Source organism: Mesorhizobium sp. WSM3859, assembly GCF_002295065.1.
Lineage (GTDB): Bacteria > Pseudomonadota > Alphaproteobacteria > Rhizobiales > Rhizobiaceae > Mesorhizobium.
This window is the reverse complement of sequence record NZ_NSGG01000005.1, coordinates 146,515-170,668: the sequence shown is the minus strand read 5'-3', so window position 1 is coordinate 170,668 and position 24,154 is coordinate 146,515. Positions and strand designations below refer to the sequence as shown.

The following is a 24,154-nucleotide window of genomic DNA, read 5'->3' as shown; positions in this document are numbered from 1 at the left end:
TGCCGTGCCGCAACGGCCTCAGATCGACCAGCCGCCATCGATGTTATAGGCCTGCCCTGTCGTATAAGTGGCGCCGGCGAGATAGACGGCGAGGTCGGCGATCTCTTCCGGCGTGCCGATCCTGCCCATCGGCTGGCGGGCGATGAAGGCCGCGCGGGCCGCCTCATAGTCGCCTTGCGCCTGCATGCGGCCCTGAAGCGAGGGACTCTCCACCGTGCCCGGGCAGATGGCGTTGCAGCGTATGCCTTTGGCGACATGGTCCGCGGCGATCGACTTGGTCAGGCCGATAACGGCGGCCTTGGTGACGCCATAAGCAAAACGGTTCGGCACGCCGTTCGGGGCGCCAGCGACGGAGGCCATGTTGATGATCGAGCCGTCGGCGCGCTGCAGCATGCCGGGCAGCACGGCGCGGATGGTGCGGATCATGGCGCGCACATTAAGGTTGAAGGCGAAGTCGAGATCCTCGTCCTTCATCTCCAGGATCGAGCCGGCATGGACGAAACCGGCGCAGTTGAACAGCACGTCGACGCGTCCGATCTCGGCGAAAGCTGTCTTCACTGCCTCATCGTTCAGCACATCGAGCTTTCGCGTCGCGATGCCGGGTGTCTTGCCGATTTCGGCCAGAGCCGCCTCGTTGATGTCGGTGGCGTGGACGATGGCGCCGGCTTTGGCGAAAGCCAGCGCGCTTGCCCGTCCGATGCCTTGCGCGGCCGCCGTGACGACCACGACCTTGCCTGTGATGTCAGCCATTTCTTCTGTCTCCGTGTTTCAGCCGGGCCGGCGCTCGACGATGTAGATGTGGTCCGCCGCCAGCACGACCTCGTCGCGCTGGTTCAAAACCTCGACGCGTTCGATGACGCGTCCGGCGTTTGGCCGTTTCGGGTCGTGTTCCTTAGCCGCGATGGTAGTCCGCGTACGGATCGTGTCGCCGATGAAAACCGGCTTGATGAACCGCAGCCGGTCGTAACCATAGGAGAAGGCGACCGGGTTGATGACGCTCGCCGTCAGGCCGACGCCGACCGAGAAGACCAGCGTGCCATGCGCGATGCGCTGGCCGAAAGGCGTGGTCTTCATGAACTCGGCGTCCATGTGGTGCGGGAAGAAATCGCCGGTGTGGCCGGCATGGACGACGAAATCGGTCTCGGTGATGGTGCGGCCGCTGGTGAGGCGCGACGAGCCGATCTCGTAATCCTCGAAATAGGTGGTCTGTTCCATGTCCGGCCTTACGGCTTCGCAGCCAGCGGCGTCGCCGGCGCGGCGCTTGATTTATAGGCGGCTTCGACCAGCGCCATGGTGTGCCAGGCATCCTCGACGGAGCTGACAAGCTCGGCGTCCTCGCCGGACGCGAAGCGCTGGACATTGGCCATGCGGCCGACAAAGGCATCGGGAAACCATTCGCCGGCGAGCGGGATGGTGACCCAATCCGAGCCGCCCTTGGGATGGATTTCCAAGATGTCCGGCTCGCCGCGCGGATAGTCGAGGTTGAGGCCGAGCTTGACGTAGGCCGCGCCCTCGGTGCCGCAGATGCGGAACTCGCAGGCCTGGTAGCGCCGGCCGAATTTGTGGTCGTGGTTGATCGACAGCCCACAGCGCACCGTGTCGCCATAGTCCAGGATGGCGCTGGTGCGGGTCTGCGCGACCTTGTGGTTGGGATGGCCGAGCGTCTTGGCATGCACGCCCAGCGGATTGCCGAGAAGCTGGCGGATCAGGTCGAGATAATGGATCGAATGCATGGCGATCTCGACGCGCGGCGCCTTGAGCAGGAATTCCCAGAGCTGCCAGGGCGTGTCGAGGGCCAGAAGCGCATCGAAATCGACGACTTCGCCTAGCCAGCCCTTGGCGATGGCGTCCTTCAGCGCCAGCATCATCGGCGCGAAACGGAGCTGGAAATTGACCGCGGCCTTGAGGTTCTTGGCGCGGCAGATTTCAAGGATCTCGGTCGCCTCGCCGAGATAATTGCCCATCGGCTTCTGGATCAGCGCCACCGCGCCGTCCGGAAGGGCCTTCAGCACCTCGGCGTGCCTGCCCGGCGGTGTGGCGAGATCGAAGATGGCGTCCTTCACCGCCGCTGCTTCCTCGACCGAACGGAACGCCGTCACGCCCCACTTGTCGGCAAGTTTCTCCGCCTTCGCCTGATCCGGATCGTAGAGGCCGGAAATCGGGAAGCCGCCCTTGCGGTAGGCGGGAAAATGCGCGTCGCCGACGATCGAGCCGGCGCCGAAGGTGACGATCGGGCGCGGCTTCGAGGGCTTCGGCCAGGACTGCGCCAGCGATGCCGGATCGAAGGCATCAGTCATGATGGAAGACCTCGTCCATCGACGCCCACCATTCGCCTTCCTTGCGGGTTTCCAGCGGCTCCTGGCAGGGCATGCACACCGACCACCATTCCTGGGTCTTGGGATCGGCCGCCATCTTCGCCATATCGGCGGCGTAGTCGGTGCCATGATATTCGAAATAGGAGAACAGCAGGTTCTCCGGCCGCTTCAGGTAGATCGAGTAGTTCTTGATGTTGCAGGCCGAGATCATGGTGAGAACGTCCGGCCATACAGCGGCATGGAGCCGGACATATTCCTCGACCTTCTCGGGTTTCAACCCAAGCACCATTCCCATGCGCTGCATATCCGCCTCCCTATTTCACGATCGCCGTGGTGAATTCGGCGATGCTTCTTGCCTTGACCGCGTCCCAGTCCCAGTCGATGCCGATGCCCGGCTCGCTGGGCGCCAGCGCATGGCCATCCTCGATGCGCATCTTGGCGCCCGTCAACTCATCGAGCTGCGGAATATACTCGACATATTTGCCGTTCTGGATGGCGCAGACCAGGCTGACATGCAACTCCATCAGGAAATGCGGGCAGACCGGCATGTCGAAGGCCTCCGCCGCATGCGCCACTTTCAGCCAGGGCGTGATGCCGCCGATGCGGCCGACATCGACCTGGATGATGTTGGCGCCGCCTTTCTGCATATACTCGCGGAAGTGCCTGATCGAATAAAGCGACTCGCCGACGGCGATCGGCGTCGCGGTCGAGTTCGACAGCCGCACATGGCCGTCTATGTCGTCGGCCGGCAGCGGCTCCTCGATCCAAGCGAGATCAAGATCGCGCAGCCGCTCGGTGCGGCGGATCGCTTCGTTGACGGAAAAACCCTGGTTGCAGTCGGTCATGATCTCGTAGCCGTCGCCGACCGCCTTGCGCACGGCCGACAGCCGTGAAAAATCCTCGGAGCCATGCGGCTTGCCGATCTTGACCTTCGAGCCGGTGAAACCCTTGGCCTTCGCTTCCAGCGCATCGTCGACCAAGGCCTGCGTCTCGATATGCAGCCAGCCGCCTTCTGTCGTGTAGAGCGGGCAGCGGTCCTTGGCGCCGCCGGCAAGCTTCCAGAGAGGCAGCTTCTGTTTTCTCGCCCGCAGGTCCCAAAGCGCCGTGTCGATCGCGGCCAGCGCGATCGCGGTGATGGCGCCGATGGTGGTGGCGTGGGTGGCGAATTCGAGATCGTGCCAGATCGCCTCGATCTGGTCGGCGTCGCGGCCGATCAGGCGCGGCGCGAGATGGTCGGCCAGAAGCCGCATCACCGACGAGCCGCCGGTGCCGATCGTGTAGCTGTAGCCGGTGCCTGTTGCGCCATCGGAATCGGTGATCGTGACGATCGGCGTTTCCTGGCTGACGAAGCTCTGGATGGCGTCCGTGCGCTTCACCTTCGGCACGAGGTCGACCATGCGCAGTTCGATCTTCTCGATTCTCGCCATGTCAGTTCCTCAGCGACTTGCCGGTTTCTGCGGAAAACAGATGCGCGCGGCTGAGGTCAAAGCTCATGCCGATCCTGTCGCCGGCTTTCAGCGGCTTGGGATTGAGCATGCGCGAGACCCAGTCGGCGCCGTTGAACTCGGCGAAGACCAGCGTTTCGTTGCCGAGCGGCTCGGTGATGCTGACCGGCAGGTCCAAGCGGTGGACTTCGGTTTCGCCGCCAGAGCTCAGGCCGTGGCCGGTGGGATAGAAGTCGTCGGGGCGGATGCCGAACACGACCTTGTCGCCGGCCGCTGTCTTCGACTTGAACTGCCCGGGCAGCGGCAGGCTGTCGCCGCGGCTGAAAACCAGCCTGCCGTCGCTCACCGTCGCCTCGTGCAAATTCATCGGCGGCGAGCCGATGAAGCCGGCGACGAAACGGGTGGCGGGACGGCTGAACACCTCGTCCGGCGTGCCGACCTGCTCGATGTAACCGGAGCGCATGATGACGATGCGGTCGGCAAGCGTCATCGCCTCGACCTGGTCGTGGGTGACATAGATGACCGTCGACTTCACCTTGGCATGCAGCTTCTTGATCTCGGTGCGCATCTGCGTGCGCAGCTTGGCGTCGAGGTTGGACAGCGGCTCGTCAAACAGGAAGACATCGGGATCGCGCACGATGGCGCGGCCCATGGCGACGCGCTGGCGCTGGCCGCCGGAGAGCTGCGAGGGCCGGCGTTCGAGCAGTTCGTCGAGGCCGAGGATGGCGGAGGCTTCGGCGACCCGCCGGTCCATGTCGTCCTTGGCGGCGCCCGCGATCTTCAGCGAGAAGCCGAGATTCTCGCGCACCGTCATGTGCGGATAGAGCGCGTAGGACTGGAACACCATCGAGATATTGCGCGAGCGCGGCGGCAGGTCGTTGACCACGCGGCCGCCGATGTCGATGTTGCCGCCGCTGATATCCTCGAGGCCGGCGATCATGCGCAAGGTTGTCGACTTGCCGCAGCCGGAGGGGCCGACCAAGGCGATGAACTCGCGGTCGGCGATGTCGAGATCGATGCCGTGCACGATCTCCATGTTGCCGTAGCGCTTGGTGAGCCTTTTCAGCGAAACCGTTGCCATGAAGTTCAACCTTTCACCGCGCCGGAGGTGAGGCCGCCGACGAGGTGTTTCTGGACGATGTAGGTGAGGGTCAGAGCCGGGATGATCATCACCACCGCCAGCGCGCACATGCCGCGCCAGTCGATAGTGAACTCGGCGGTGTAGTCGAGCAGCCCGACGGGCAGCGTCTTGGAGTTGACGGAACGGGTCAGCTGCGAGGCCAGCGCGAACTCGTTCCAGCAGGTGAGGAAGGCGAAGATCGCGGCCGAGGCGATGCCCGGACGCGCCAGCGGGAACTCGACCTGCCAGAAGGCCTGCCAGCGCGTGCAGCCGTCGATCTGCGCGGCTTCAGCGAGGTCCTTCGGCACCTGGCGGAAAAAGCCGTCGATCAGCCAGATGGTGAAGGGAATGTTCAGCGCCACATAAGCGAGGATCATGCCGAAATGCGTGTCGATGATGCCGAGCCGCGCACAGACGAAGAAGAGCGGGAGCGACATGGCGATGCCCGGCACGGTGCGGGTCAGCATCAGTCCGAGGAACATGCCCGACTTGCCGCGAAACCTGTAGCGGGCGAAGGCGTAGCCGCCGGCCATACCGATGGCGACCGCGATCACCGTCGAGGTGACCGAGATGATCAGCGAGTTGCGGAAATAGTCGAGCACCGGAATGCCGCCTTTGCCGATGCCGCTGAACATGGCGACGTAGGCGTCGAAGGAGAGTTGCTGCGGGATCCAGACCGGCGGCTTGGCCATGATCTCGACCGTGGGCCTGAGCGACGATAGCACGATCCAGATGCCCGGCAGGCAGATGACCAGCATGGCGAGGAACAGGCCGACGCGATGGCCGACGGTCAGCGTGCGGCGGATCAGGCGGGCGGAGGCGTTCTCGTCCATCGTCACCACTCCGCGCCGATCTGCGCGCGCGCCGCGGCGAGCTTGTTGTAGAAATAGACGGTGAAGGCGATCGACAGCAGGATCGAGAAATAGGCCATGGCGTTGGCCAGCCCCATGCGCGCGTCGCTGTAGGCGGTGCGCCCGACCAGCGTCCACAAAAGCTCGGTGCGGCCGGCAGGGCCGCCATCGGTCATGATCTTGACGATGTCATAGGCGCGCGCGACGTCGAGCGACCGGATCGTCATGGCGATATAGGCGAAGGGCATGACGAAGGGCCAGGTGACATAGCGGAAAGTCTGCCACGGCGTGCAGCCATCGACGCGCGCCGCCTCGATCGGCTCCTTGGGCATGGCCAGCAGACCGGCCAGGATCAGGATGGCGAAGATCGAGGTCGACGACCAGACTTCTGCGATGGTGATGGCGGTGAAGGCGAGATGGCTTTCGATCAGCCACGGAATGGCGTCCTGCGTGATACCCAGCGACTGCAGCGCGTTGTTCACCAGGCCGATATTGTCGTTGAACATGAATTTGAACTGGAAGCCGACCAGGATCGGCGAGAACATCATCGGGAACATCATCAGCGTGCGCAGGATCCGCTGGCCACGCGTCGCCTTCTCGACCAGCATCGCCAGGCCGAGGCCGAGCAGCATTTCGAGATTGAGCGCGATGGTGAGCAACAGAACGGTGCGACCAAAGGCCCACCAGAAGTCAGGATTGCTCAGGATCGAGATGTAGTTCCGGAAGCCGATCAGCACGAAGAAGGTCTCGGGCCGGGTCAGGCGGAAGGGCGTGAAGCTGGAATAGAGCGACAAAAGCAGCGGCACGAGCACCACCGCCGCCAGGACGACGAAGGCCGGCAGCAGCAGGAGAATCGGCGCGGATGGCTTGAAGCCCTTCATCGGGACCCTGTCAGCGAGGTGAAGTGATCCAGCCCCGGTCGATACCGAGGATGGCATATTTTGCGAGGCTACGCGGCCGCCTCCCCGGTTGACAGGGAGGCGGTTGCGGGGCGAGGCAGCCTAGAGCTTGCCCGCGTCCTGGAGGATCTGCGTTGCCTTCGCGGCAGCGTCGTCGAGCGCCTGCTTCGACGTCTTGTCGCCGAGGATGGCGGCCTGCAGCTCGGGATAGACGGCGTTGGATATCTCGATCCATTCCGGCGTCTGCGGCACCGGGAAGGCGTTCTTGGCCGCCTCCTGGAAAGCCTGCAGCACTTCGGTCTTGTAGGGATCGGACTTAGCCTGCTCAAGATCCCATTCCCAAACCTTGGTGCGAGTGGGCAGCGGGCCGGCAGCGGCTTCCAGCTTCTGGCTGTCCTCGTTGGTCAGCCACCAGACCAGCGAAGCGGCGGCTTCCTTGTTGGCGCAGTTCTCGGTCACCGAGAAGCCATGCGCGCCGGACCAGCCAGAGCGCTTGCCGGACGAGCCCTTGGGCTGAACCTTGACGCCGACATTGCCGGCAACCTTGGACGACTTCGGGTCGTTAAAGAAGCCGGCCCAGCCCGGCCAGTCGAGGTTGATCGCCACGGTGCCCGAAGCAAAGCCCTGGCCGAGATCGTCCCACAGATAATTGGTGGCGCCGGCCGGCACGGCCTTGGCCTTGTAGAGGTTGACGAACCAGTCGAGCGCCTTGACGCCGGCCTCGGAGTTGAAGGCCGGCTTGCCGTCCTTGTCGAGATATTCGCCGCCATCGGCGATCACCATCTCGTAGAAGCGGCCGTTGATCGCCTCTTCCTTGCCGGCATATTGCGTGCCGTAGAAGTCAGGCGGGCTGGCGAAGAATTCGGCCTGCTGCGCCATCTCGTCGAACGTGTCCGGCGGTGCGAGCTCCTCGCCGTATTTGTCCTTGTAGGCCTTCTTCTTGGCTTCGTCCTGGTAGAGGCTTTTCTGGTAGTAGAGCGCCGAGACGTCGAACTGGGCGCGCGGCAGCATGACCAATTTGCCGTCCAGCGTTCCGGCGGCGATGTTGGCCGGGACGAAGGCGTCGATCTCTTCCTTCGGCAGCAGCTTGGCGAGATCGGTGTAGATGCCCGGATATTGCGGCGCGAACGATGTGTGGTTGGAGCCGACGCACCAGGTGATCGAGTTGGAGGCGATGTCCGACTTGATCTCCTTGTCGAGGTCGAAGTGGTTCTTCTTCGACAGGATGTTGACCTTGGCGCCGGTCAGCTTCTCCCATTCGGGAATGCGCTCGTAGAGCTTCTCATATTGCTGGCCGCCGATCAGCTTGGCGTCGATCGTCACACCCGGAAATTTGCCGGGCAGATCGGCTGAAAATGCCGTGCCGCTCAGCAGCAAACCGGTCAAGCCGGCGGAAATGCCCAGAAGCAGTCTCGTCATGTTTTCTCCTCCCACGAGCTCGCGGCGATGGCCGGCCGGATGCGCAGCCGATCGCTTAAGCTTCATTCATATGCAAATAGCATTTTCATTCCCGGGTCAAGGCGATTGTGCTTCCAGCGGCACGAAGTTCATGCATATATGCAGATCGAAATTCACTGGAGGGGCAGGTGGCAGAGGAAGAAGACGGGGACCGCTATCGCGCGCCGGCGCTGGACAAGGGGCTGGACATTCTCGAGCTGCTGGCGAGCGTCGACGGCGGGCTGACGCAGGCGGAGATCGCCAAGCGGCTCGACCGCAGCCCGAACGAGTTCTACCGCATGCTCGACCGCCTGGTGCGGCGCGGCTATGTCACCAAGATCGACGGCGACCGCTATTCGCTGACGCTCAAGCTTTTCGGGCTGGCGCAGCTACACGCACCGGTGCGGCGTCTGGTGTCCTACGCGACGCCGATCATGCGTGATCTCGCCGAAACCTCATGGCAGGCCAATCAATTGGTGGTGTTCGACCGCGGCGCCGCCGTGGTCATCGCCCAGCAGGAAGCGCCGCGCTACTGGGGAATCTCGATCCGGGTCGGCTCGCATATCAGCCTGTTCGACACCGGCTCGGGCCATGTGCTGCTGGCCTTCCGCTCGCCCGAGGAGCGCAAGATGATGATCGCAGAGCATCTGCAGAGCACCGAACAGCTCAATTTGACGCCGGAGTTCTTCGCCCGCCTCGACCAGGTGCGCGACCGCGGCTACGAGATGATGGCATCGCTGCAGACCGCCGGCGTCTACAATCTCTCGACGCCGGTGCTGGGGCCGGACGGCAGGGCGATCGCGGCGCTGACCATCCCCTATATCACCCTCGTTAACGCCCCCACCGCGCCGGACATCACGCTGACGATTCGGCATTTGCAAGACGCCGCTGCGAGGCTGTCGCAGCTCGCCGGGTCGGATGTGCCGCAATCGTCGTAATTTCTTATTTGAATAATGGATTTTTAGGCGGGATATTGTCCGGCACAACGGGAGGAGACGCCGTCATGATCATCGACACGCATCTGCACCTCATCGACCAGGCCGCGCTGCGCTACCCGTGGCTGGCCGGCGTGCCGGCGCTGAACCGCGATTTCTCGTATCAGGAATACGCCGCCGACGCGCTGCGTTCGGGCATCGAGGCCGTGCTGCATATGGAGGTCGATGTCGACCCCGCCGACATCGCCGCCGAGACCGCCCATGTGAAGTCGGTCGCCGGCCAGGCGGGCAGCCTGCTTCGCGGGGCAATCGCATCCTGCCGACCCGAAGAGGCCGGTTTCGAGGCCTATTTGGAGACGGTCAAGGCCGACCCGTTCGTCAAGGGTTTTAGGCGCGTGCTGCATGTCGTTCCCGATGATGTTTCGGAAGGGGCGCTGTTTCGCCGGAACATCAAGCGGCTGGCCGGCACCGGCCTGACCTTCGATCTGGTCGTGCTGCCGCATCAGATCCCGAAGGCGATCGCGCTTGCCGATCTCGCGCCCGACGTGCAGTTCGTGCTCGACCATTGCGGCGTGCCCGACATCAAAGGCAATGCCGAGCATCCGTGGCGCGAGCATATGGAAGCGATCGCCAAACGGCCCAACGTCGTCGGCAAGATCTCCGGCGTCGTCGCCTATGCCGATCCGGCGACCTGGACGGCCAATACGCTCAAGCCCTATGTCGAACACACGATCCGCTGCTTCGGATGGGACCGGGTGATCTGGGGCAGCGACTGGCCGGTCTGCACGCTGGGCGGCGGCCTCACGACCTGGATCGCCGCCACGCATGCGCTGCTGGCCGGCGCGAGTGAGTCGGAGCGGACGCGGCTGCTTTCGGGCAATGCGCGCCGGCTATGGCGGCTGGATTAGCTTGTTGGTGCGCTGGATCTAGCCGGCGGCCGGCGCGAAACTCTCCCGGAACAGACGATTGATGTCGGCGACGACGCGGCGGGCATCCTGCCTGCCGGCAAGCCCTTCATTGATGCGATCGGAGGCCTGCTGCTGGAATGCCATGTAGCCGTCATGGCGCGGGCGGACCCAGGCGCCTTCGAGCGTCGCCCTTGTGTCGCGATAGAAGTCGCCGGCCGCGGCGTTGACGGCATCGTCTTCCCAGGCCGCGGCATGCCCGGGCTGGCCGCCGGCGGCGGCGTAAGGCCCACGCTGCACGTCACCCCTGGCGATCCAGTAGGCGAAATCGATCGCCGCCTCGCGCTCGGCTGAAAAGGCGGAGATGGCGATGCCGGTGCCGCCCAGCGCCGAGCCGACCGGGCCGTTACCGCCAACGACCGGCATGTTGGCAAAGGCGAGGCGATGCGGCCTGAAACCCGCCGCCGCATAGGGAACATAGCCGTAGATCAGCGGCGCGCAGGCGATGCGGGAGCTGGCTTCCGCCATCTTCTCGAACACGGCGATCGGATCCATCGTCAGGCATGCGGGATCGATCAACGCCGCGATCTCGCTCAGCATCTCGAAGGCGGTTTCGCCGGTCCCGCCATCGACAAGGTCTGCCGAGCCGTCGACCGTGCAGGGCCGGCCGAGATCGGCGGCAAGCGTGTAGAAGCACATCAGCGAATGCGGCGACCTGAGCGGCAGGAGCACGCGGCCCTGCTCGGCAAGCGCCAGCACTTCGGTCCAGAACGCCGGCGCAGCCTCGATTAGGTCGGGCCGCCAGGCCTGCACCTGGGTGGCGGCATCGATCGGGAAAGCCCATTGCCGGCCTTGCCAAGTGTAGCTCGGATAGGATTGGCCGACGCTTGCCCTCGCCAGCGCTGCACGTTCCGCCTCGCGTCCCGGCACATCAAGCGGCGCCAGACACCTTTCGGCGGTGATCTGGCCGACATGCGGATGGTCGATGACGATCAAATCATAGGCGCGGGCGAGCTCTTCCACCGGGAAGGACTCGAAATCCTGCAGCGAGCGCTTTTCCCATTCGATCGAAACGCCGGTCTTTTCCTGCCACAGCGCCGAGCAGGCCACCATCGGATCGTAGCCGCGCGGATGGCTCCAGGTCATGCCTTTCAACGAAACACCGCTCACAGGCCGAACTCCGCGCGGATCTTTTCGCTGTGCTCGCCGATGCGCGGGGCGGCCCGATCCACCTTGGCGCGCGCGCCGTCGACGCGCAGCGGCGATCGCGTGGTGAGGATCGAGACATTGTCCTCGCGGGTCACGGTCTGCAGCATGTCGAGCGCCTTGAAGCCGTCGTTTTCCATCAGTTCCGGCCAGGTCAGCACCTTGGCGCACCAGATGTCGGCGGGCTCGAGAATGGCCAGCCATTCGTCGATGGTTTTTTCCCCGATGCGCCTGGCGATGATCGCCTTGATCTCATCGCGGGCGGTGAACCAGGTCGCGGGCTTGTCGCGGAAGGGATCGAGCTCGGGCAAGTCGAGCAGATCGGCAATCTTCGGGATCGGCGTCATGGCGACCGCCAGATAGCCGTCCTTGGCCGGATAGACGCCGTAAGGCGCCGAGAGATAGGCATGTGCGCTGCGAAAGGACGAGCGCTTCGGCAGGCGGCGGCCGTCATTGAGATGCGTGGTCAGCACCTCGAACTGGAAATCGACCAGAGCCTCGAGCAGGCTGGTCTCGACATGGCCGCCTTCGCCGGTGATGCCGCGCCGCACCAGTTTGGCGAGGATGCCTTGCGCGCAGGCCGCGCCCGCCAGCATGTCGGCGATCGCCAGCCCGAACGGCACCGGTCCCTGCTCCTCGTCGCCGTTCAGCCACATCACGCCCGAACGCGCCTGGGCGAGCAGATCCTGCCCAGGGCGCTTCACCCAGGGGCCGTCCTCGCCGTAGCCGCTGATCGAGGCGTAGACGAGCCGGGGGTTGATCGCCCTCACATGCTCATAATCGAGGCCGAGCCGCTCGATGACGCCCGGGCGGAAGTTCTGGATCAGCACGTCGGCCTTGGCGATCAGGCCGCGCAACATCGCGAGATCGGCCTCGTTCTTGAGGTCGACGGCGAGGCTCTCCTTGCCGCGGTTGATGGCGTGGAAAATGGTGGAATCGCCGCCGATCTCGGTGTCGCTGAGATAAAGCCGGCGCGACAGATCCCCGCCGTCCGGCCGCTCGATCTTGATGACGCGAGCGCCGAGGTCGAGCAGGCGCAGCGAACAGTACGGCCCCGACAGGAACTGGCTCATGTCGACGACGATGAGGCCGGTCAGCGGAAGTTCAGCGTCAGCGGCCACGGTTCACTTCTCGGTCTTGCCGACGAAATCGGCCGGGTTTTTGTATTTCACCGTCTGCAGGTGCTCGCAGTAGAGTACCAGCTCTCCTTCACCCTTGAAGACTTCATAGCTGGCGCGGATCAGGCCCATGTCCTGGTAGCGCGGTTTTTTGTCGAGGTTGGTGCGGATCGAATAGATGGTGTCGCCAATGAAGGCCGGCTTGATGAATCTGAGCTTGTCATAGCCATAGGAAAAGGCGTTGACGCAGTTGGTGGCGACGAGGCCGAGCCCGGCTGAAAACACGAAGGCGCCCGCGACCAGCTGCCGGCCAAAGATGCCTTCCTTTTCGGCGAACATCTGGTCCTGCACGTAAGGGTGGATATCCAGCACCAGCGCATTGAACATATGGCTTTCGCCCTCGGCGAGGGTGCGGCGGAGCGAGCGGATTTTGTGGCCGGGTTGCCAGTCCTCATAGAACCAGTTTTCCGAATTCCAGACGGGGATATCGGCATGCGCCTCAGGCATGTCGGCCGGATGCGTCGAGGCGACACCGACGGTCGGCGAGAATGCGCTCATACCGCGCTCCGGGAGCTTCCGGCGCGCCCTGCAAGGCGGTTCCGGGCGCGATGCCGGATGGCGAGACGCATGATCGCTTTTCCTCCCGTCAATTTTCTTTTGTGAATAATATTTTCACATATGAGATTGCCTTGCAAGCGACGATCGGCGAATTTTTTGCAAAGCCGGCACGACCGAAGAAGCCGCCGGCAGCGGAGGAGATCGATAGAAGGAGATCGATAGAAAGGGCCTGTGTTGTCTCTGTCGGCAGCCTCAAGCGCGAGGCGCCCTATTTCCAGGGCGCGCGCGGCGTCGGGCTCGGCGTCTACGCCTTCGGCGAGGCGAGGCTCGCCGCGTGGAAGCTGGCGTTGCTTACTGGCTGACCCGCACGAACGAGCCGGTATAGGTCTGGCCGGCGAGCGCGTAGGTGACGTTGAGTGTCCCCGGCGATGGCATTGTGGCGGTGATGTCGGCGCCGTTCGGCAGGCGCCCGAGCTTCAAGGTGCTGCCGACGATCCTGCCGGAACCGTCGGCGACGCCCGGCTTGTTGTCGGCGAGGTCGCCCCATGCGTAGCTGACCGTCACCTGTCCGCCCGAGGACACGGTCAGCACCGCCAGCTTGCCGTCATACATGCCGTTGAGCTGACCCGCCCATATGCCGGAGAAGGCGGCGTATCTCGACGGAACGCCCTTGGCGGGCGGAACGACCGCGACCGTCTGATCGAGCACCGCCGAATTCGGCAAGGCCGGAGCGGCAGCGGCGGCCAGAGCGGGTTGCGGGTCAACGACAGGTTGCGAACCAACAACAGCTTGTGAACCAGCAACGGGCTGTGTGTCTGGAGTCGACTGGCAGGCGACGAGCGTGGCCACAACGCCCAGCATCGGCAAGAGACCGCTTGATCGCGCAAGCAGTCTGGATCCAACCCGTTCCTGCGCCAGTTTCCTACCCAAAACCGGAATTCTCATAAGCATCCCCCTGACAGGAAGCCCTTAGCCTAGTTGCCGCCGCCGGCATAGGGATTTCCTCGAGCGCGGTCCTCTCCGCTCAGCGCGAACCAGCTGGCGAGCAAATCGTCGCCGGGACGCGGTGACTCGAAGCGATCGAACGCGCCAGCGAGACGGACACTCCGTCTATTGAGCCGGCGCGCCGCCGGGGATCAGCAGAAAGCCCTGCTCGCCGGTCGAATACCACAATCCCAGATACAGCAACGCCAACAATATCGCGACGATCACCGCAATCCGGACCAGAACGCGCATGACGTTGTTAGCTGTTGTGCCCGCATCTTCCCGATTCAATATACCGAAAATGCGGCCGGTAAAATCTTCGAGACCTGCGGTTCCGCGTCGACGGCTCTTATGCCGAGTTGCCAGTTCTTTTCGCCGGATACGACCTGCGCAGTTTCCGTCCGGGCAGCTTTTCCAGGGACGATAGCTCCACTTGCGAGCATTCATCGGGCGCCGTCGATGGGGCGTGATGCTGGAACTCCCGCCGACGCCCCGCGTTGCCAAGAAACCAGCAGCGATTGCGCTCCACCGATCCGAGCAAAGATCGTTCGTCGATTTCCTTCGAGAAGAACGCGATAGGAGCACGGAGTTCCAGCCATGGCTTTCACGCTTGAGAGTCCAGCCTTTGAAACCGGGCAGACCATTCCCGAGCCCTATGTCCGCAACGGAGGCAACTTGTCTCCTCCCCTGCAATGGAAGAACGCTCCGGCCGGAACCAGGAGTTTCCTGCTTGTCGTCGAGGATCCCGATGCGCCGCGCGGCATGTTTCGCCATTGGGCGGTCTATGACATCGCCGCCGGGCGGGACAGCCTGCCGGAAGGCACCGCCGGACCGGAGAGTTTCCGCCAAGGCGTGAACGACTTCGGCAACGCCCATTATGACGGTCCCCAGCCGCCAAAAGGGCATGGCGTCCATCACTATCACTTCCGCCTTTCAGCACTCGACGTGGAGACACTGGAATCCGGCGGAGAAACGGCAATCGCCGACCTTCTGGCCCATGCGGGACCGCACATGATCGCCACCGCCGACCTTGTCGGCACCTTTGAAAGCCGCTGACGCGCGATCCCAAGCGGCTTGTCGGCGTTCGATCATGCCCCGCTCGAACAGGGAGAAAAACAATGCCGGACAAGAAAACCATCGAAAAGGCGCGCAAGGACAAGCGCGAAGGCAAATCGGCAAGCACGCATGCCGGTGAATTCGTTCACGCGGAAATCGACAAGGTCCGCCAAGGCAAGCACGGCGCCCGCTCCACCAAGCAGGCGATCGCCATCGGCCTTTCGGAGGCACGCCGCGCGGGCGTCGATCTGCCGCCGCCCAAAAAAGGCGACGTGAAGGAGACCACGCGCAAGAGCGCCAAATACGCTTACGAAGCAGGCCAGGGTGAACGGAAGCCGAAGCGCCAGCCGAAGGTGTCGAAGGCGGTGTCGAAGGTGCTTGAGGGCGAGCCGAAAAGCACCGCCTCCCGCAAGGCCCTGTCGCAGCAGGCCAAGAGCGCCGCGTCGAGCCGCACGGCCGCAGAGCGGTCGGCGGCGGCCAGGAAAGCCGCGCAGACCAAAGGCGCCGCCGGACGATCAGCGGCGGCGCGCAAGGCAGCCAGAACCCGCGCGGAGCGCGGTTAGCCGTAGCCGCAGGATGGATAGCGGACCCGTAGACAGGATTCTGCGTCGGACCCACACCAGCCGCAATATGTCTTGGCGTCCAGGCCGCCCCTACGGGCTCGGGCGCCGTGCGCGTGAGCAGCGGTGACGATTTCTGCCGCTAAGAAATCCACTCAGGAGGACTGTTTGGTGGAGCCAATCGGAATCGAACCGACGACCTCTTGAATGCCATTCAAGCGCTCTCCCAACTGAGCTATGGCCCCACTCCCGGCAGTCAGCCGGCGCCGTTTCCGGCGAAGAGATCCAGCGCGGTTGGGAACCGCGCCGTCGTTTAGTGCTGGCGGCTTCTAGCGCCGCCTTCGGTCAAGATCAAGCCTTGAAAGACCGCTTTTTCGTCACAGGCGAAAATCGCCGGCAAACGACCGGATCAGACCTCGTCTTCGTCGTCGCCGACGCCGATCATGTCGGAGACGTCGTCGTCCTCTTCTTCTTCGTCGGCAAGGAAGGTATCGTCCTCGTCGTCGCCGAGATCGACGTCGTCATCCTCGTCGTCGCCGAGATCGGGAAGATCGTCGCCGCCGCCGCCCTTGGCTTCCTCGTCGGCGTCCTCGAGCGAGACAACTTCGGCGCCTTCTTCCTCGTCGCCGTCCACTTCCTTGTCGGCGACTTCCTCATCTTCCTCGAGGGCGGAAATCTTGCCTTCGTCGAAATAAGAGCGCGGATAGCTCTTGCCCGTATAGGGCGAGACAATCGGGTCTTTGTTCAGGTCGTAGAATTTCCGACCCGTTTCGGGGTCGACACGCTTGGTGCCAAGTTCAGCTTTTGCCACGTCAGGCCTCGTCAAAAAAAGAATGGTCCCCTTAACCGCAGTTTTCCGCGCTGTCAAAGCTAAAAGACATGCGCTCGAAACCCGCTTTTCAAAGGCTTGCGCCAAGGGGATGACCATTGCCGCGCGCCGTGATACGAGACCGCCGCATCATGACGAACCGGGCCGGTCAGCCGGCCTCTCATTTGGAAGACAAAATGTCTCATTCCGCCGCCGCTAAACCAGCCACGGCCCGCAAATCCCCTGCCCTTGCCGGCACTGCGCGCGTGCCGGGCGACAAGTCGATCTCGCACCGCTCCTTCATGTTCGGCGGCCTTGCCTCCGGCGAGACCCGCATCACCGGCCTGCTGGAAGGCGAGGACGTGATGCGCACGGGTGCTGCCATGAAGGCGATGGGCGCCCACATCGAGAAGAACGGCGCCGAATGGGTGATCCGCGGCACCGGCAACGGCGCGCTGCTGCAGCCGGAAGAACCACTCGATTTCGGCAATGCCGGCACCGGCTCGCGGCTCACCATGGGCCTTGTCGGCACCTATGACATGGAGACGACCTTCATCGGCGACGCCTCGCTGTCGGGCCGGCCGATGGGCCGCGTGCTCGACCCGCTGCGCCAGATGGGCGTGCAGGTGCTGAAGGCGGCGCCGGGCGACCGCATGCCGATCACATTGCGCGGCCCGAAGCACGCCGCGCCGATCACCTATCGCGTGCCGATGGCGTCTGCCCAGGTGAAGTCGGCGGTGCTGCTCGCCGCCTTGAACACGCCGGGCATCACCACGGTGATCGAGCCGGTGATGACGCGCGACCACACCGAAAAGATGCTGAAGGGTTTTGGCGCCAACCTGACCGTGGAGACCGACGAGCGCGGCGTGCGCCACATCTTCATCGAGGGCCAGGGCAAGCTTACCGGGCAGACGATCGCCGTGCCCGGCGACCCTTCCTCGGCCGGCTTCCCGCTGGTCGCGGCGCTCATCGTGCCGGGTTCGAATATCGTGATCGAAAACGTGCTGATGAACCCGACGCGCACGGGGCTTCTGTTGACGCTGCAGGAAATGGGCGGCCGCATCGACATCCTCAACCCGCGCAATGCCGGCGGCGAGGACGTGGCGGATCTGCGGGTGCGTTCCTCCGACCTCAAGGGTGTCGTGGTGCCGCCGGAGCGCGCGCCGTCGATGATCGACGAATATCCCGTGCTGGCGGTCGCGGCTGTTTTCGCCGAGGGCGAGACGCTGATGCAGGGCCTGGAGGAATTGCGCGTCAAGGAATCCGATCGGCTGGCGGCGGTGGCCAACGGGCTCAAGCTCAACGGCGTCGACTGCACCGAGGGCGAGGCATCGCTCGCAGTGCGCGGCAAGCCGGGCGGCAAGGGGCTGGGCGCTCACCCCAACGGCCAGGACACAGTGGTGAAGACGCATCTCGACCACCGCATCGCCATGAGTTTTCTCGTGATGGGGCTGGCGACGGAAAAGCCGGTGACCATCGACGATGCGAATATGATCGCGACGAGCTTTCCGGAATTCATGGGGCTGATGAAGGGACTGGGCGCGGAGATCGGGTGACGGCGATGGGTTGGAGCCGAACTGAGATGTTGGCGGGACAGCGCCCCCCTCTGTCCTGCCGGACATCTCCCCCACAAGGGGGGAGATCAGCTGTCGCATCGGCTTTCGCCAATCGCCAACGTTTCAGGATCGAGCGGGGCGCCGAAACTGCCAATCTCCCCCCAAATGGGGGAGATGTCCGGCAGGACAGAGGGGGGCGCGAAGGATCGCGGCGCTTATTGTATTTGTCGCCCCCTCCAACCGCGACGCTCCATCCGTGACCCACACCTTCACCATAGCCATCGACGGCCCAGCGGGCGCGGGCAAGGGCACGCTCGCCCGCCGTCTCGCCGATCACTACCGGCTGAACCTTCTCGACACCGGCCTCACCTACCGCGCGGTCGCCCACAAGCTGCTGGAGCTCGGCCTGCCGCTCGACAATGTCTCGGCGGCCGAAACCGCGGCACGGCAGGTGGACCTTTCGAGCCTCGACCGTACCGTGCTTTCCGCGCATGCGGTGGGCGAAGCGGCCTCTAAGGTCGCCGTCATCCCCACAGTGCGGCGCATCCTGGTCGAGAAGCAGCGGGCCTTTGCCAAGGCCCCGCCGGGCGCGGTGCTCGACGGCCGCGACATCGGCACGGTGGTGTGCCCGGACGCCGACATCAAGCTCTATGTCACGGCGAGCGCCGAGGTGCGTGCCCGGCGCCGGCTGGCCGAGATCGAGAGCATGGGCGGCAGCGCCGATTTCGCCACCATCCTCGCCGATATCGAGCGCCGCGACGAGCGCGACATGGGCAGATCGTCCTCGCCGTTGAAGCCGGCGGCGGACGCGCACTTGCTTGATACCAGCGAAATGGCTATAGAAGCCGCGTTTCTGGCGGCGATGGCGATCGTTGACGACGTCTTGGCCAAGAGAAACAAGGCCTGATCGGGCTTTTCGGTTGCCTCGGGCGGCGAAAATACCCATATCGGGCACGAACCAGCCTGCCAACATTCTTCATGCGCCGGAATTGCCGCCTGAACAGCGGCCAAGGGCTCTTCAGCCCGGAACGCCGGCAGGCTAACGCAACGCTAACCCACGGCGCCCGCTCCGCCAGCGCGCGGAGCATTCCAGGAGAAACAATGTCAGTAGCTAATCCGTCTCGCGACGATTTCGCGAGCATGCTCGAAGAATCATTCACCGCCGGCCATTCCGGCGAGGGCCAGGTTGTCCGGGGCACGATCACCGCGATCGAAAAGGACATGGCCATCATCGACGTCGGCCTCAAGGTCGAAGGCCGCGTGCCGCTGAAGGAATTCGGCGCCAAGGGCAAGGACTCCTCCCTCAAGGTCGGCGACACCGTCGAAGTCTATGTCGAGCGCATCGAGAACGCGCTTGGCGAAGCCATGCTGTCGCGCGAGAAGGCTCGCCGCGAGGAGAGCTGGGTGCGTCTCGAAGAGAAGTTCACCAAGGGTGAGCGCGTCGAAGGCGTCATCTTCAACCAGGTCAAGGGCGGCTTCACCGTCGACCTCGACGGCGCCGTGGCGTTCCTGCCGCGCAGCCAGGTCGATATCCGCCCGATCCGCGACGTCACCCCGCTGATGCATAATCCGCAGCCCTTCGAGATCCTCAAGATGGATCGCCGCCGCGGCAACATCGTGGTGTCGCGCCGCACCGTGCTCGAAGAGAGCCGCGCCGAACAGCGTTCGGAAATCGTGCAGAACCTCGAGGAAGGCCAGGTGGTCGAAGGTGTGGTCAAGAACATCACCGACTACGGTGCGTTCGTCGACCTCGGCGGCATCGACGGCCTGCTGCATGTCACCGACATGGCATGGCGCCGCGTCAACCATCCGACCGAGATCCTCAACATCGGCCAGACGGTCAAGGTGCAGATCATCCGCATCAACCAGGAAACCCACCGCATCTCGCTCGGCATGAAGCAGCTCGAGTCGGATCCGTGGTCGGATATCGGCACCAAGTTCCCGATCGGCAAGAAGATCAAGGGCACCGTCACCAACATCACCGACTACGGCGCGTTCGTCGAGCTGGAGCCGGGCATCGAAGGCCTCATCCACGTTTCGGAAATGTCGTGGACGAAGAAGAACGTGCACCCCGGCAAGATCCTGTCGACGACACAGGAAGTCGACGTGGTGGTGCTCGAGGTCGATCCGGCCAAGCGCCGCATCTCGCTCGGTCTGAAGCAGACGCTGGAGAACCCGTGGGAAGCCTTCGCGCGCAACCATCCGGTCGGCAGCCAGGTCGAGGGCGAGGTCAAGAACAAGACCGAGTTCGGCCTGTTCATCGGCCTGGAAGGCGACGTGGACGGCATGGTGCACCTTTCCGACCTCGACTGGACCCGTCCGGGCGAGCAGGTCATCGAAGAGTACAATCGCGGCGACATGGTCAAGGCGCAGGTGCTCGACGTCGACATCGAGAAGGAGCGCATCTCGCTCGGCATCAAGCAGCTGGCCCGTGACACGGTCGGCGAAGCGGCCAGCAGCGGCGAACTGCGCAAGAACGCCGTCGTCACCTGCGAGGTCATCGGCGTGAAGGATGGCGGTCTGGACGTGCGGCTGGTCGACAGCGGCATCGAGACCTTCATCAAGCGCTCCGACCTGTCGCGCGACCGCGACGAGCAGCGCCCCGAGCGCTTCACCGTCGGCCAGAAGGTCGATGCCCGCGTCATCGCCTTCGACAAGAAGACCCGCAAGCTGCAGGTCTCGATCAAGGCGCTGGAAATCGCCGAGGAGAAGGAAGCGGTCGCCCAGTACGGCTCGACCGACTCCGGCGCCTCGCTCGGCGACATCCTGGGCGCGGCGCTGAAGAAGCAGGGCAACTAAGCCAAGCCTCTTCAACTGACGAACAGCAAAAACCCCGCCGGACCGATCCGGCGGGGTTTTTCTTTTGTCGGGATATCAGAGCAATTCCAGGAAAAGTGTCAGCGGTTTTCCGTCCGGAATTGCGTAAAACAAAGAGATGGAGTTCAGGCGCGGCCGTAGAGCGGAACCAGCGTGCCGCTCATCGCCTGGTTGGCGGGCGAAGCCAAGTAAGCGATCGCTTCCGCAGCTGCTTCGAGGCTCACCCATTTGGTGAAATCCGCATCCGGCATGGCTTCGCGGTTGGCCTGCGTGTCGAGCGTCGAGGGCGCAACGGCGTTGACCAATATGCCCTTGCCCTTCAACTCTTCGGCCATCGCCACCGTCATTGCCGCGACAGCGGCCTTGCTCGCCGTATAGGCGACCATGCCCGAACCTTTGCGCGGTTCCAGGCCGGCGCGCGCGGTGACATTGACGATGCGGCCGGCCGTGTTGGACGCCAGCATCGAGCGCACCGCGGCGCGGCTGCACAGGAAGGCCGTGCGGGCGTTGGTGTCCATCATTTCAGCGAAGGAGGCCGACTCGATCTTTTCGACCGGCGCCATGGTGAAGCCGCCGGCGAGGTGGATCGAGGCCCAGAGGTCGGGGACCTGATGGTAGAAGGCTTCGACCTTGGCCGAGTCCGAAAGGTCGACATTATGCGCCAGGTGCACGCTGGCGTGGGCTGCATAGGGAAAATGCGGCGGGGCCGCCGCGTGGGCATTGGGCACGTGGCAGATCGCGCCCTGCTCCAGCAATCTGCCGACAACCGCGCCGCCGAGCGCCCCAGTGCCGCCCGTGATCACGACATGCCTGCCGTTAAGCGTTTCCGTCATGCTTTGACCGCTCCTGTCATTTTTTTATGGTTATATATCTTGGGTTATGCCGCCCCAGGCTCGAACGTCGCGCCTTTCGCGCTGTCACTCAATTGAAATATCGACATGGCTGGCGCAGCGTCTTTGCATGTGTCTTGCGCTCCGGACAATTTTCGTCAGACCAGCGGCCAGCCATCTAGTATGGCGTCCCAAAGCAGACGCTCGCCCGTCTGCGGACGCCGTACCTTGTAGTTGAGCTTGTGCAGCCAGAAGCCGTCATACAGGGCGCGATGCCTCGCTTCGTCGAAAGGCTTCAAGAGCTGCCATTGCAACTCATGCGGCCTGTCGGCGCCAACCTGCGGCATGTTCAGGAAGTCCTGCCTCAGCTTCCGGTGCAGCAACAGAGAAGCCTCGATGTGATGCGGAAACATGAAATAATCGAGAAGCCGATCGTATTTGAGCCAGTAGTCGGCAAGGCCATGAAGCACCGTCTCGACCAGCGGATGTCCCTTGCGCGCATGCATGAACCACGTCTCCACCAGCCGCGGCGCGCGGTTGGTTTCGCGCAGGATGTAGAAATCCTCGCTCTCGATCTGGCGAGGAACCGGTTGCCTGAGCAGAATGGTGGCGTCGAGCCAGGTGCCGCCGTGCTGCACCAGCAGGCTGAGCCGGATGAAATTGGAGAACTGCTGGTTTTTCATCAGCTGACGCCGGTGCTTGTCCCAGATGTGACCCGGCAGGTCGACATAGTCGGCCACGGTGGTGTCATCGAGGACGATGAGATCGCGGTCGCCCTTGTGCCGCTGCACCGAGCGCATGCAGGCCTTCACCAAGGGTGGCGCGTTGTCGATGCCTTGCGCCCAATATTGCCAGATCGGCCCCAGCCCGCCCGTCGGCGTGCTGGCCGAGCACCATTGCGAATGATCGACGGCGGCTTTTCGGGCGCGACGGTCCCGGCGCCGGGCCAAGGTGATGTGGACTTTGGCGGCGCGCTTGCGCAACGGCCACGGCAAGGCGGGCGAAGACGCCGCCCAACGCAATGGCGCCAGGTGACGGCGCCTCAGCGGATCGTCGAATGGCGGTTCGGTGAAAAAGGCGCTATCCGGGCCGTCGCCACCGGTTGGTATCACGACGCTCAATCCACCGAAACCTCGATAAGGCGCGGCTTGCCGACCGCCCGCGCGCGCTTCAGCGCCCCGGCCAGATCAGCGGTCCCGGTCAACCGCTCGGCCGCGATGCCATAGGCCTCGGCGAGCTTGCAGAAATCCGGCGGCGCCGGCGACACGCCGACCGGCTCGACACCGACATCGAGCATCGAGGTTTCGATCTCGCGATAGCCGCGATTGTTCCAGACGACGAAGATCACCGGCGTCTCGGCATCGAGCGCGGCGCCGATCTCCGGCAGGGTGAACTGGAAGCCGCCATCGCCGGTGAGGCACACCACCGGCGCTTGCGGAACGGCAAGTGCGGCACCGATCGCCGCCGGCGGGCCGTAGCCCAGCGCGCCGAAGCCCGTCGCCGCATTGAACCAGCCGCCGGGGCGATCGTGGTCGTAATAGAGGTTGGCGGCATAGATCGGCTGGGTCGAATCGCCGACGATAATGGCGTCCGGCAGCGCGTCGCGGATCATCTCGACCGCGCGCACCTGCGCCAGGTATTCAGGCCTCAGCTCGGCCAACGCTGCCTTCCGTGCGGCGGCCGCGCGGGCTGCGCCATTCTTTGCCGCAACATGGTCCTGCCCAAGCGATGCAAGTAAAGCCTCGATCCCTTCGGCGCAATCGGCCTGGATGCCGACCGTCACCGGCCGTCGCGCGATCTGGTCGGCGCCGATGTCGATGCGGATCAGGTTGTTCGGCAGCACGAAGCCGCCGTCGCCATAGCCGTCATAATCGGTCGGGCCGAACTCGGTGCCGGCGGCGATCACCAGATCGGCGTCCGCCATCAGCGCGCGCACCGCCTTCAGGCTGGGGCTGGCCGGCACGCAAAGCGAATGGCCATGCAAAAGGCCGCGCGCATTGGCAGTCTCGACGACCGGAGCGCCGAGCGTTTCGGCCAGCCGCCGCAGCGCTGCGTCGGCTTTCCTGGCGCCGCCGCCAGCGAGGATCAGCGGGCGGCTGGCGGCCTTGATCAACTTCGCCGCTTCGGCGACCGCCGCCGCGTCCGGCGCCGGCGGCGCGGCGTTGCTTAACGCCGCCGCGATGCCGTCGGCGGGTTTCACCATGACGTCGGTGGGAATCTCGATATGCACCGGTCCCGGCCGGACCGACGAGAACAGCGCGAAGGCACGGGCGAGCGCGCCCGGCAACTGCTTGGCCTCGGTCACACGCTCTGAGAACAGCGCGACCTTTTCCATCATGCCACGCTGGTCGGGCAGTTCATGCAGGAAGCCCAGACCCTTGCCCAGCGTATCGGTGGCGTTGACACCGGAGATGACCAGCATCGGCACCGAATCGGCGCGCGCCTGGCCCATGGCGGTGATGGTGTTGGTCAGCCCCGGTCCGGTGATGACGAAGGCGACGCCCGGCCGGCCGCCGGCGCGCGCATAGCCGTCGGCCATGAATCCAGCGCCCTGCTCGTGGCGCGGCGTGACATGACGGATCCTCGAACGCGCCAGGCCGCGATAAAGCTCGACCGTATGCACGCCCGGAATGCCGAAGACGGTGTCGACGCCATGCGCTTCGAGCAAGGTGATCAACACTTCGCCAACGGTGGTCATCAATTTCCTCCCATTAGGGCAGGTCACTGTTCTCACGGAACAGCGACCCGCTCTAT

General features: G+C 64.2%; 26 protein-coding genes and 1 tRNA gene. 8 read left to right on the top strand and 19 right to left on the bottom strand.

The genetic code is table 11. The features are described 5' to 3' along the window. Positions 1-18: 18 nt before the first annotated feature. The 9 genes from CK230_RS13385 to CK230_RS13345 all read right to left on the bottom strand — a co-directional run bounded on the left by CK230_RS13385 (position 19) and on the right by CK230_RS13345 (position 8,049). A complete protein-coding gene (locus CK230_RS13385) occupies positions 19-750 on the bottom strand; it encodes an SDR family oxidoreductase (protein WP_095817637.1) in 732 nt (243 codons plus the stop codon). An 18-nt stretch (positions 751-768) separates the two neighbouring features. After that, positions 769-1,215 (bottom strand): MaoC/PaaZ C-terminal domain-containing protein, encoded by a 447-nt coding sequence (locus CK230_RS13380; RefSeq protein WP_095817636.1) that lies wholly within the window; start codon positions 1,213-1,215, stop codon positions 769-771. Between the two features lie 8 nt (positions 1,216-1,223). Beyond that, the gene (locus tag CK230_RS13375) at positions 1,224-2,297 is read right to left on the bottom strand and encodes a Gfo/Idh/MocA family oxidoreductase (RefSeq protein ID WP_095817635.1); all 1,074 of its coding nucleotides are present in this window, start codon (positions 2,295-2,297) and stop codon (positions 1,224-1,226) included. Next, entirely contained in the window at positions 2,290-2,619 is a 330-nt protein-coding gene (locus CK230_RS13370) for an L-rhamnose mutarotase (protein ID WP_095817634.1), read from the bottom strand. Before CK230_RS13370 ends, CK230_RS13375 begins: the two co-directional genes overlap by 8 nt. A gap of 10 nt (positions 2,620-2,629) precedes the next feature. After that, entirely contained in the window at positions 2,630-3,742 is a 1,113-nt protein-coding gene (locus CK230_RS13365; protein ID WP_095817633.1) for a mandelate racemase/muconate lactonizing enzyme family protein, read from the bottom strand. Position 3,743: 1 nt separating this feature from the next. Then, the gene (gene ugpC, locus CK230_RS13360; RefSeq protein WP_095817871.1) at positions 3,744-4,841 is read right to left on the bottom strand and encodes a sn-glycerol-3-phosphate ABC transporter ATP-binding protein UgpC; all 1,098 of its coding nucleotides are present in this window, start codon (positions 4,839-4,841) and stop codon (positions 3,744-3,746) included. Between the two features lie 5 nt (positions 4,842-4,846). Beyond that, complete coding sequence (locus tag CK230_RS13355) at positions 4,847-5,713, bottom strand: carbohydrate ABC transporter permease (protein WP_095817632.1); 867 nt, start codon at positions 5,711-5,713, stop codon at positions 4,847-4,849. Positions 5,714-5,715: 2 nt separating this feature from the next. Continuing rightward, complete coding sequence (locus CK230_RS13350) at positions 5,716-6,612, bottom strand: sugar ABC transporter permease (RefSeq protein ID WP_095817631.1); 897 nt, start codon at positions 6,610-6,612, stop codon at positions 5,716-5,718. A gap of 120 nt (positions 6,613-6,732) precedes the next feature. After that, on the bottom strand, positions 6,733-8,049 hold the full coding sequence (locus tag CK230_RS13345) for a sugar ABC transporter substrate-binding protein (protein WP_095817870.1): 1,317 nt from the start codon (positions 8,047-8,049) through the stop codon (positions 6,733-6,735). A gap of 167 nt (positions 8,050-8,216) precedes the next feature. Here CK230_RS13345 and CK230_RS13340 point away from each other — a divergent pair, with 167 nt between their 5' ends. Further along, the gene (locus tag CK230_RS13340) at positions 8,217-9,005 is read left to right on the top strand and encodes an IclR family transcriptional regulator (RefSeq protein ID WP_095817630.1); all 789 of its coding nucleotides are present in this window, start codon (positions 8,217-8,219) and stop codon (positions 9,003-9,005) included. Between the two features lie 65 nt (positions 9,006-9,070). Then, positions 9,071-9,910, top strand: a complete 840-nt coding sequence (locus tag CK230_RS13335) for an amidohydrolase (protein WP_095817629.1) — start codon at positions 9,071-9,073, stop codon at positions 9,908-9,910. Between the two features lie 18 nt (positions 9,911-9,928). Here CK230_RS13335 and CK230_RS13330 read toward each other — a convergent pair whose 3' ends face one another. The 3 genes from CK230_RS13330 to CK230_RS13320 are packed head-to-tail and all read right to left on the bottom strand — an operon-like array spanning position 9,929 to position 12,789. Next, entirely contained in the window at positions 9,929-11,053 is a 1,125-nt protein-coding gene (locus CK230_RS13330) for an extracellular solute-binding protein (RefSeq protein WP_176480099.1), read from the bottom strand. A 20-nt stretch (positions 11,054-11,073) separates the two neighbouring features. Next, positions 11,074-12,234, bottom strand: a complete 1,161-nt coding sequence (locus tag CK230_RS13325; protein WP_095817627.1) for a CaiB/BaiF CoA-transferase family protein — start codon at positions 12,232-12,234, stop codon at positions 11,074-11,076. A 3-nt stretch (positions 12,235-12,237) separates the two neighbouring features. Beyond that, a complete protein-coding gene (locus tag CK230_RS13320; protein ID WP_095817626.1) occupies positions 12,238-12,789 on the bottom strand; it encodes a MaoC family dehydratase in 552 nt (183 codons plus the stop codon). 50 nt (positions 12,790-12,839) lie between these two features. On the opposite strand from CK230_RS13320, the gene CK230_RS13315 reads away from it, so the two are divergent. After that, positions 12,840-13,151 (top strand): hypothetical protein, encoded by a 312-nt coding sequence (locus CK230_RS13315; RefSeq protein WP_095817625.1) that lies wholly within the window; start codon positions 12,840-12,842, stop codon positions 13,149-13,151. On the opposite strand, the gene CK230_RS13310 is transcribed toward CK230_RS13315, so the two are convergent. Beyond that, complete coding sequence (locus CK230_RS13310) at positions 13,141-13,497, bottom strand: hypothetical protein (RefSeq protein ID WP_245429902.1); 357 nt, start codon at positions 13,495-13,497, stop codon at positions 13,141-13,143. The genes CK230_RS13315 and CK230_RS13310 overlap by 11 nt on opposite strands. Before the next feature lie 402 nt (positions 13,498-13,899). After that, complete coding sequence (locus tag CK230_RS32445) at positions 13,900-14,220, bottom strand: hypothetical protein (protein ID WP_141246023.1); 321 nt, start codon at positions 14,218-14,220, stop codon at positions 13,900-13,902. A 150-nt stretch (positions 14,221-14,370) separates the two neighbouring features. Here CK230_RS32445 and CK230_RS13305 point away from each other — a divergent pair, with 150 nt between their 5' ends. Both CK230_RS13305 and CK230_RS13300 read left to right on the top strand, forming a co-directional pair. Further along, positions 14,371-14,829: a YbhB/YbcL family Raf kinase inhibitor-like protein gene (locus tag CK230_RS13305; RefSeq protein ID WP_095817624.1), complete on the top strand. Its 459-nt coding sequence runs from the start codon at positions 14,371-14,373 to the stop codon at positions 14,827-14,829. 62 nt (positions 14,830-14,891) lie between these two features. Then, a complete protein-coding gene (locus CK230_RS13300; protein WP_095817623.1) occupies positions 14,892-15,392 on the top strand; it encodes a DUF6496 domain-containing protein in 501 nt (166 codons plus the stop codon). Positions 15,393-15,558: 166 nt separating this feature from the next. On the opposite strand, the gene CK230_RS13295 is transcribed toward CK230_RS13300, so the two are convergent. Then, positions 15,559-15,634, bottom strand: a tRNA-Ala gene (locus CK230_RS13295). A gap of 164 nt (positions 15,635-15,798) precedes the next feature. Continuing rightward, positions 15,799-16,200 carry a TIGR02300 family protein gene (locus CK230_RS13290; protein WP_095817622.1) on the bottom strand — a complete coding sequence of 134 codons (402 nt, stop codon included), beginning with the start codon at positions 16,198-16,200 and terminating at the stop codon, positions 15,799-15,801. A gap of 194 nt (positions 16,201-16,394) precedes the next feature. Between CK230_RS13290 and aroA the strand changes: the two genes are divergently transcribed. The 3 genes from aroA (at position 16,395) to rpsA (ending at position 20,552) form a co-directional block, all read left to right on the top strand. After that, on the top strand, positions 16,395-17,753 hold the full coding sequence (aroA, locus tag CK230_RS13285) for a 3-phosphoshikimate 1-carboxyvinyltransferase (protein WP_095817868.1): 1,359 nt from the start codon (positions 16,395-16,397) through the stop codon (positions 17,751-17,753). Between the two features lie 256 nt (positions 17,754-18,009). Continuing rightward, positions 18,010-18,660: a (d)CMP kinase gene (gene cmk, locus CK230_RS13275; RefSeq protein ID WP_095817621.1), complete on the top strand. Its 651-nt coding sequence runs from the start codon at positions 18,010-18,012 to the stop codon at positions 18,658-18,660. A 194-nt stretch (positions 18,661-18,854) separates the two neighbouring features. Then, positions 18,855-20,552: a 30S ribosomal protein S1 gene (gene rpsA, locus CK230_RS13270; RefSeq protein WP_095817620.1), complete on the top strand. Its 1,698-nt coding sequence runs from the start codon at positions 18,855-18,857 to the stop codon at positions 20,550-20,552. A gap of 143 nt (positions 20,553-20,695) precedes the next feature. On the opposite strand, the gene CK230_RS13265 is transcribed toward rpsA, so the two are convergent. From CK230_RS13265 to CK230_RS13255, 3 genes are all read right to left on the bottom strand, one after another. Beyond that, positions 20,696-21,403, bottom strand: coding sequence for an SDR family NAD(P)-dependent oxidoreductase (locus CK230_RS13265; RefSeq protein WP_095817619.1), 708 nt, complete (start codon positions 21,401-21,403; stop codon positions 20,696-20,698). 155 nt (positions 21,404-21,558) lie between these two features. Beyond that, complete coding sequence (locus tag CK230_RS13260) at positions 21,559-22,512, bottom strand: capsular polysaccharide synthesis protein (protein ID WP_176480088.1); 954 nt, start codon at positions 22,510-22,512, stop codon at positions 21,559-21,561. A gap of 5 nt (positions 22,513-22,517) precedes the next feature. Then, positions 22,518-24,098, bottom strand: a complete 1,581-nt coding sequence (locus tag CK230_RS13255) for a 5-guanidino-2-oxopentanoate decarboxylase (RefSeq protein WP_095817617.1) — start codon at positions 24,096-24,098, stop codon at positions 22,518-22,520. Positions 24,099-24,154 lie beyond the last annotated feature (56 nt).

Coding starts and splice junctions, on each gene's coding strand:
- CK230_RS13380 (WP_095817636.1), bottom strand. CDS start 1,215: ATGGAACAGACCACCTATTTCGAGGATTACGAGATCGGCTCGTCGCGC.
- CK230_RS13265 (WP_095817619.1), bottom strand. CDS start 21,403: ATGACGGAAACGCTTAACGGCAGGCATGTCGTGATCACGGGCGGCACT.
- CK230_RS13375 (WP_095817635.1), bottom strand. CDS start 2,297: ATGACTGATGCCTTCGATCCGGCATCGCTGGCGCAGTCCTGGCCGAAG.
- CK230_RS13335 (WP_095817629.1), top strand. CDS start 9,071: ATGATCATCGACACGCATCTGCACCTCATCGACCAGGCCGCGCTGCGC.
- aroA (WP_095817868.1), top strand. CDS start 16,395: ATGTCTCATTCCGCCGCCGCTAAACCAGCCACGGCCCGCAAATCCCCT.
- CK230_RS13305 (WP_095817624.1), top strand. CDS start 14,371: ATGGCTTTCACGCTTGAGAGTCCAGCCTTTGAAACCGGGCAGACCATT.
- CK230_RS13345 (WP_095817870.1), bottom strand. CDS start 8,049: ATGACGAGACTGCTTCTGGGCATTTCCGCCGGCTTGACCGGTTTGCTG.
- CK230_RS13315 (WP_095817625.1), top strand. CDS start 12,840: ATGCCGGATGGCGAGACGCATGATCGCTTTTCCTCCCGTCAATTTTCT.
- CK230_RS13355 (WP_095817632.1), bottom strand. CDS start 5,713: ATGGACGAGAACGCCTCCGCCCGCCTGATCCGCCGCACGCTGACCGTC.
- CK230_RS13255 (WP_095817617.1), bottom strand. CDS start 24,098: ATGACCACCGTTGGCGAAGTGTTGATCACCTTGCTCGAAGCGCATGGC.
- CK230_RS32445 (WP_141246023.1), bottom strand. CDS start 14,220: ATGAATGCTCGCAAGTGGAGCTATCGTCCCTGGAAAAGCTGCCCGGAC.
- CK230_RS13385 (WP_095817637.1), bottom strand. CDS start 750: ATGGCTGACATCACAGGCAAGGTCGTGGTCGTCACGGCGGCCGCGCAA.
- rpsA (WP_095817620.1), top strand. CDS start 18,855: ATGTCAGTAGCTAATCCGTCTCGCGACGATTTCGCGAGCATGCTCGAA.
- CK230_RS13300 (WP_095817623.1), top strand. CDS start 14,892: ATGCCGGACAAGAAAACCATCGAAAAGGCGCGCAAGGACAAGCGCGAA.
- ugpC (WP_095817871.1), bottom strand. CDS start 4,841: ATGGCAACGGTTTCGCTGAAAAGGCTCACCAAGCGCTACGGCAACATG.
- CK230_RS13320 (WP_095817626.1), bottom strand. CDS start 12,789: ATGAGCGCATTCTCGCCGACCGTCGGTGTCGCCTCGACGCATCCGGCC.
- CK230_RS13350 (WP_095817631.1), bottom strand. CDS start 6,612: ATGAAGGGCTTCAAGCCATCCGCGCCGATTCTCCTGCTGCTGCCGGCC.
- CK230_RS13365 (WP_095817633.1), bottom strand. CDS start 3,742: ATGGCGAGAATCGAGAAGATCGAACTGCGCATGGTCGACCTCGTGCCG.
- CK230_RS13370 (WP_095817634.1), bottom strand. CDS start 2,619: ATGCAGCGCATGGGAATGGTGCTTGGGTTGAAACCCGAGAAGGTCGAG.
- CK230_RS13330 (WP_176480099.1), bottom strand. CDS start 11,053: ATGACCTGGAGCCATCCGCGCGGCTACGATCCGATGGTGGCCTGCTCG.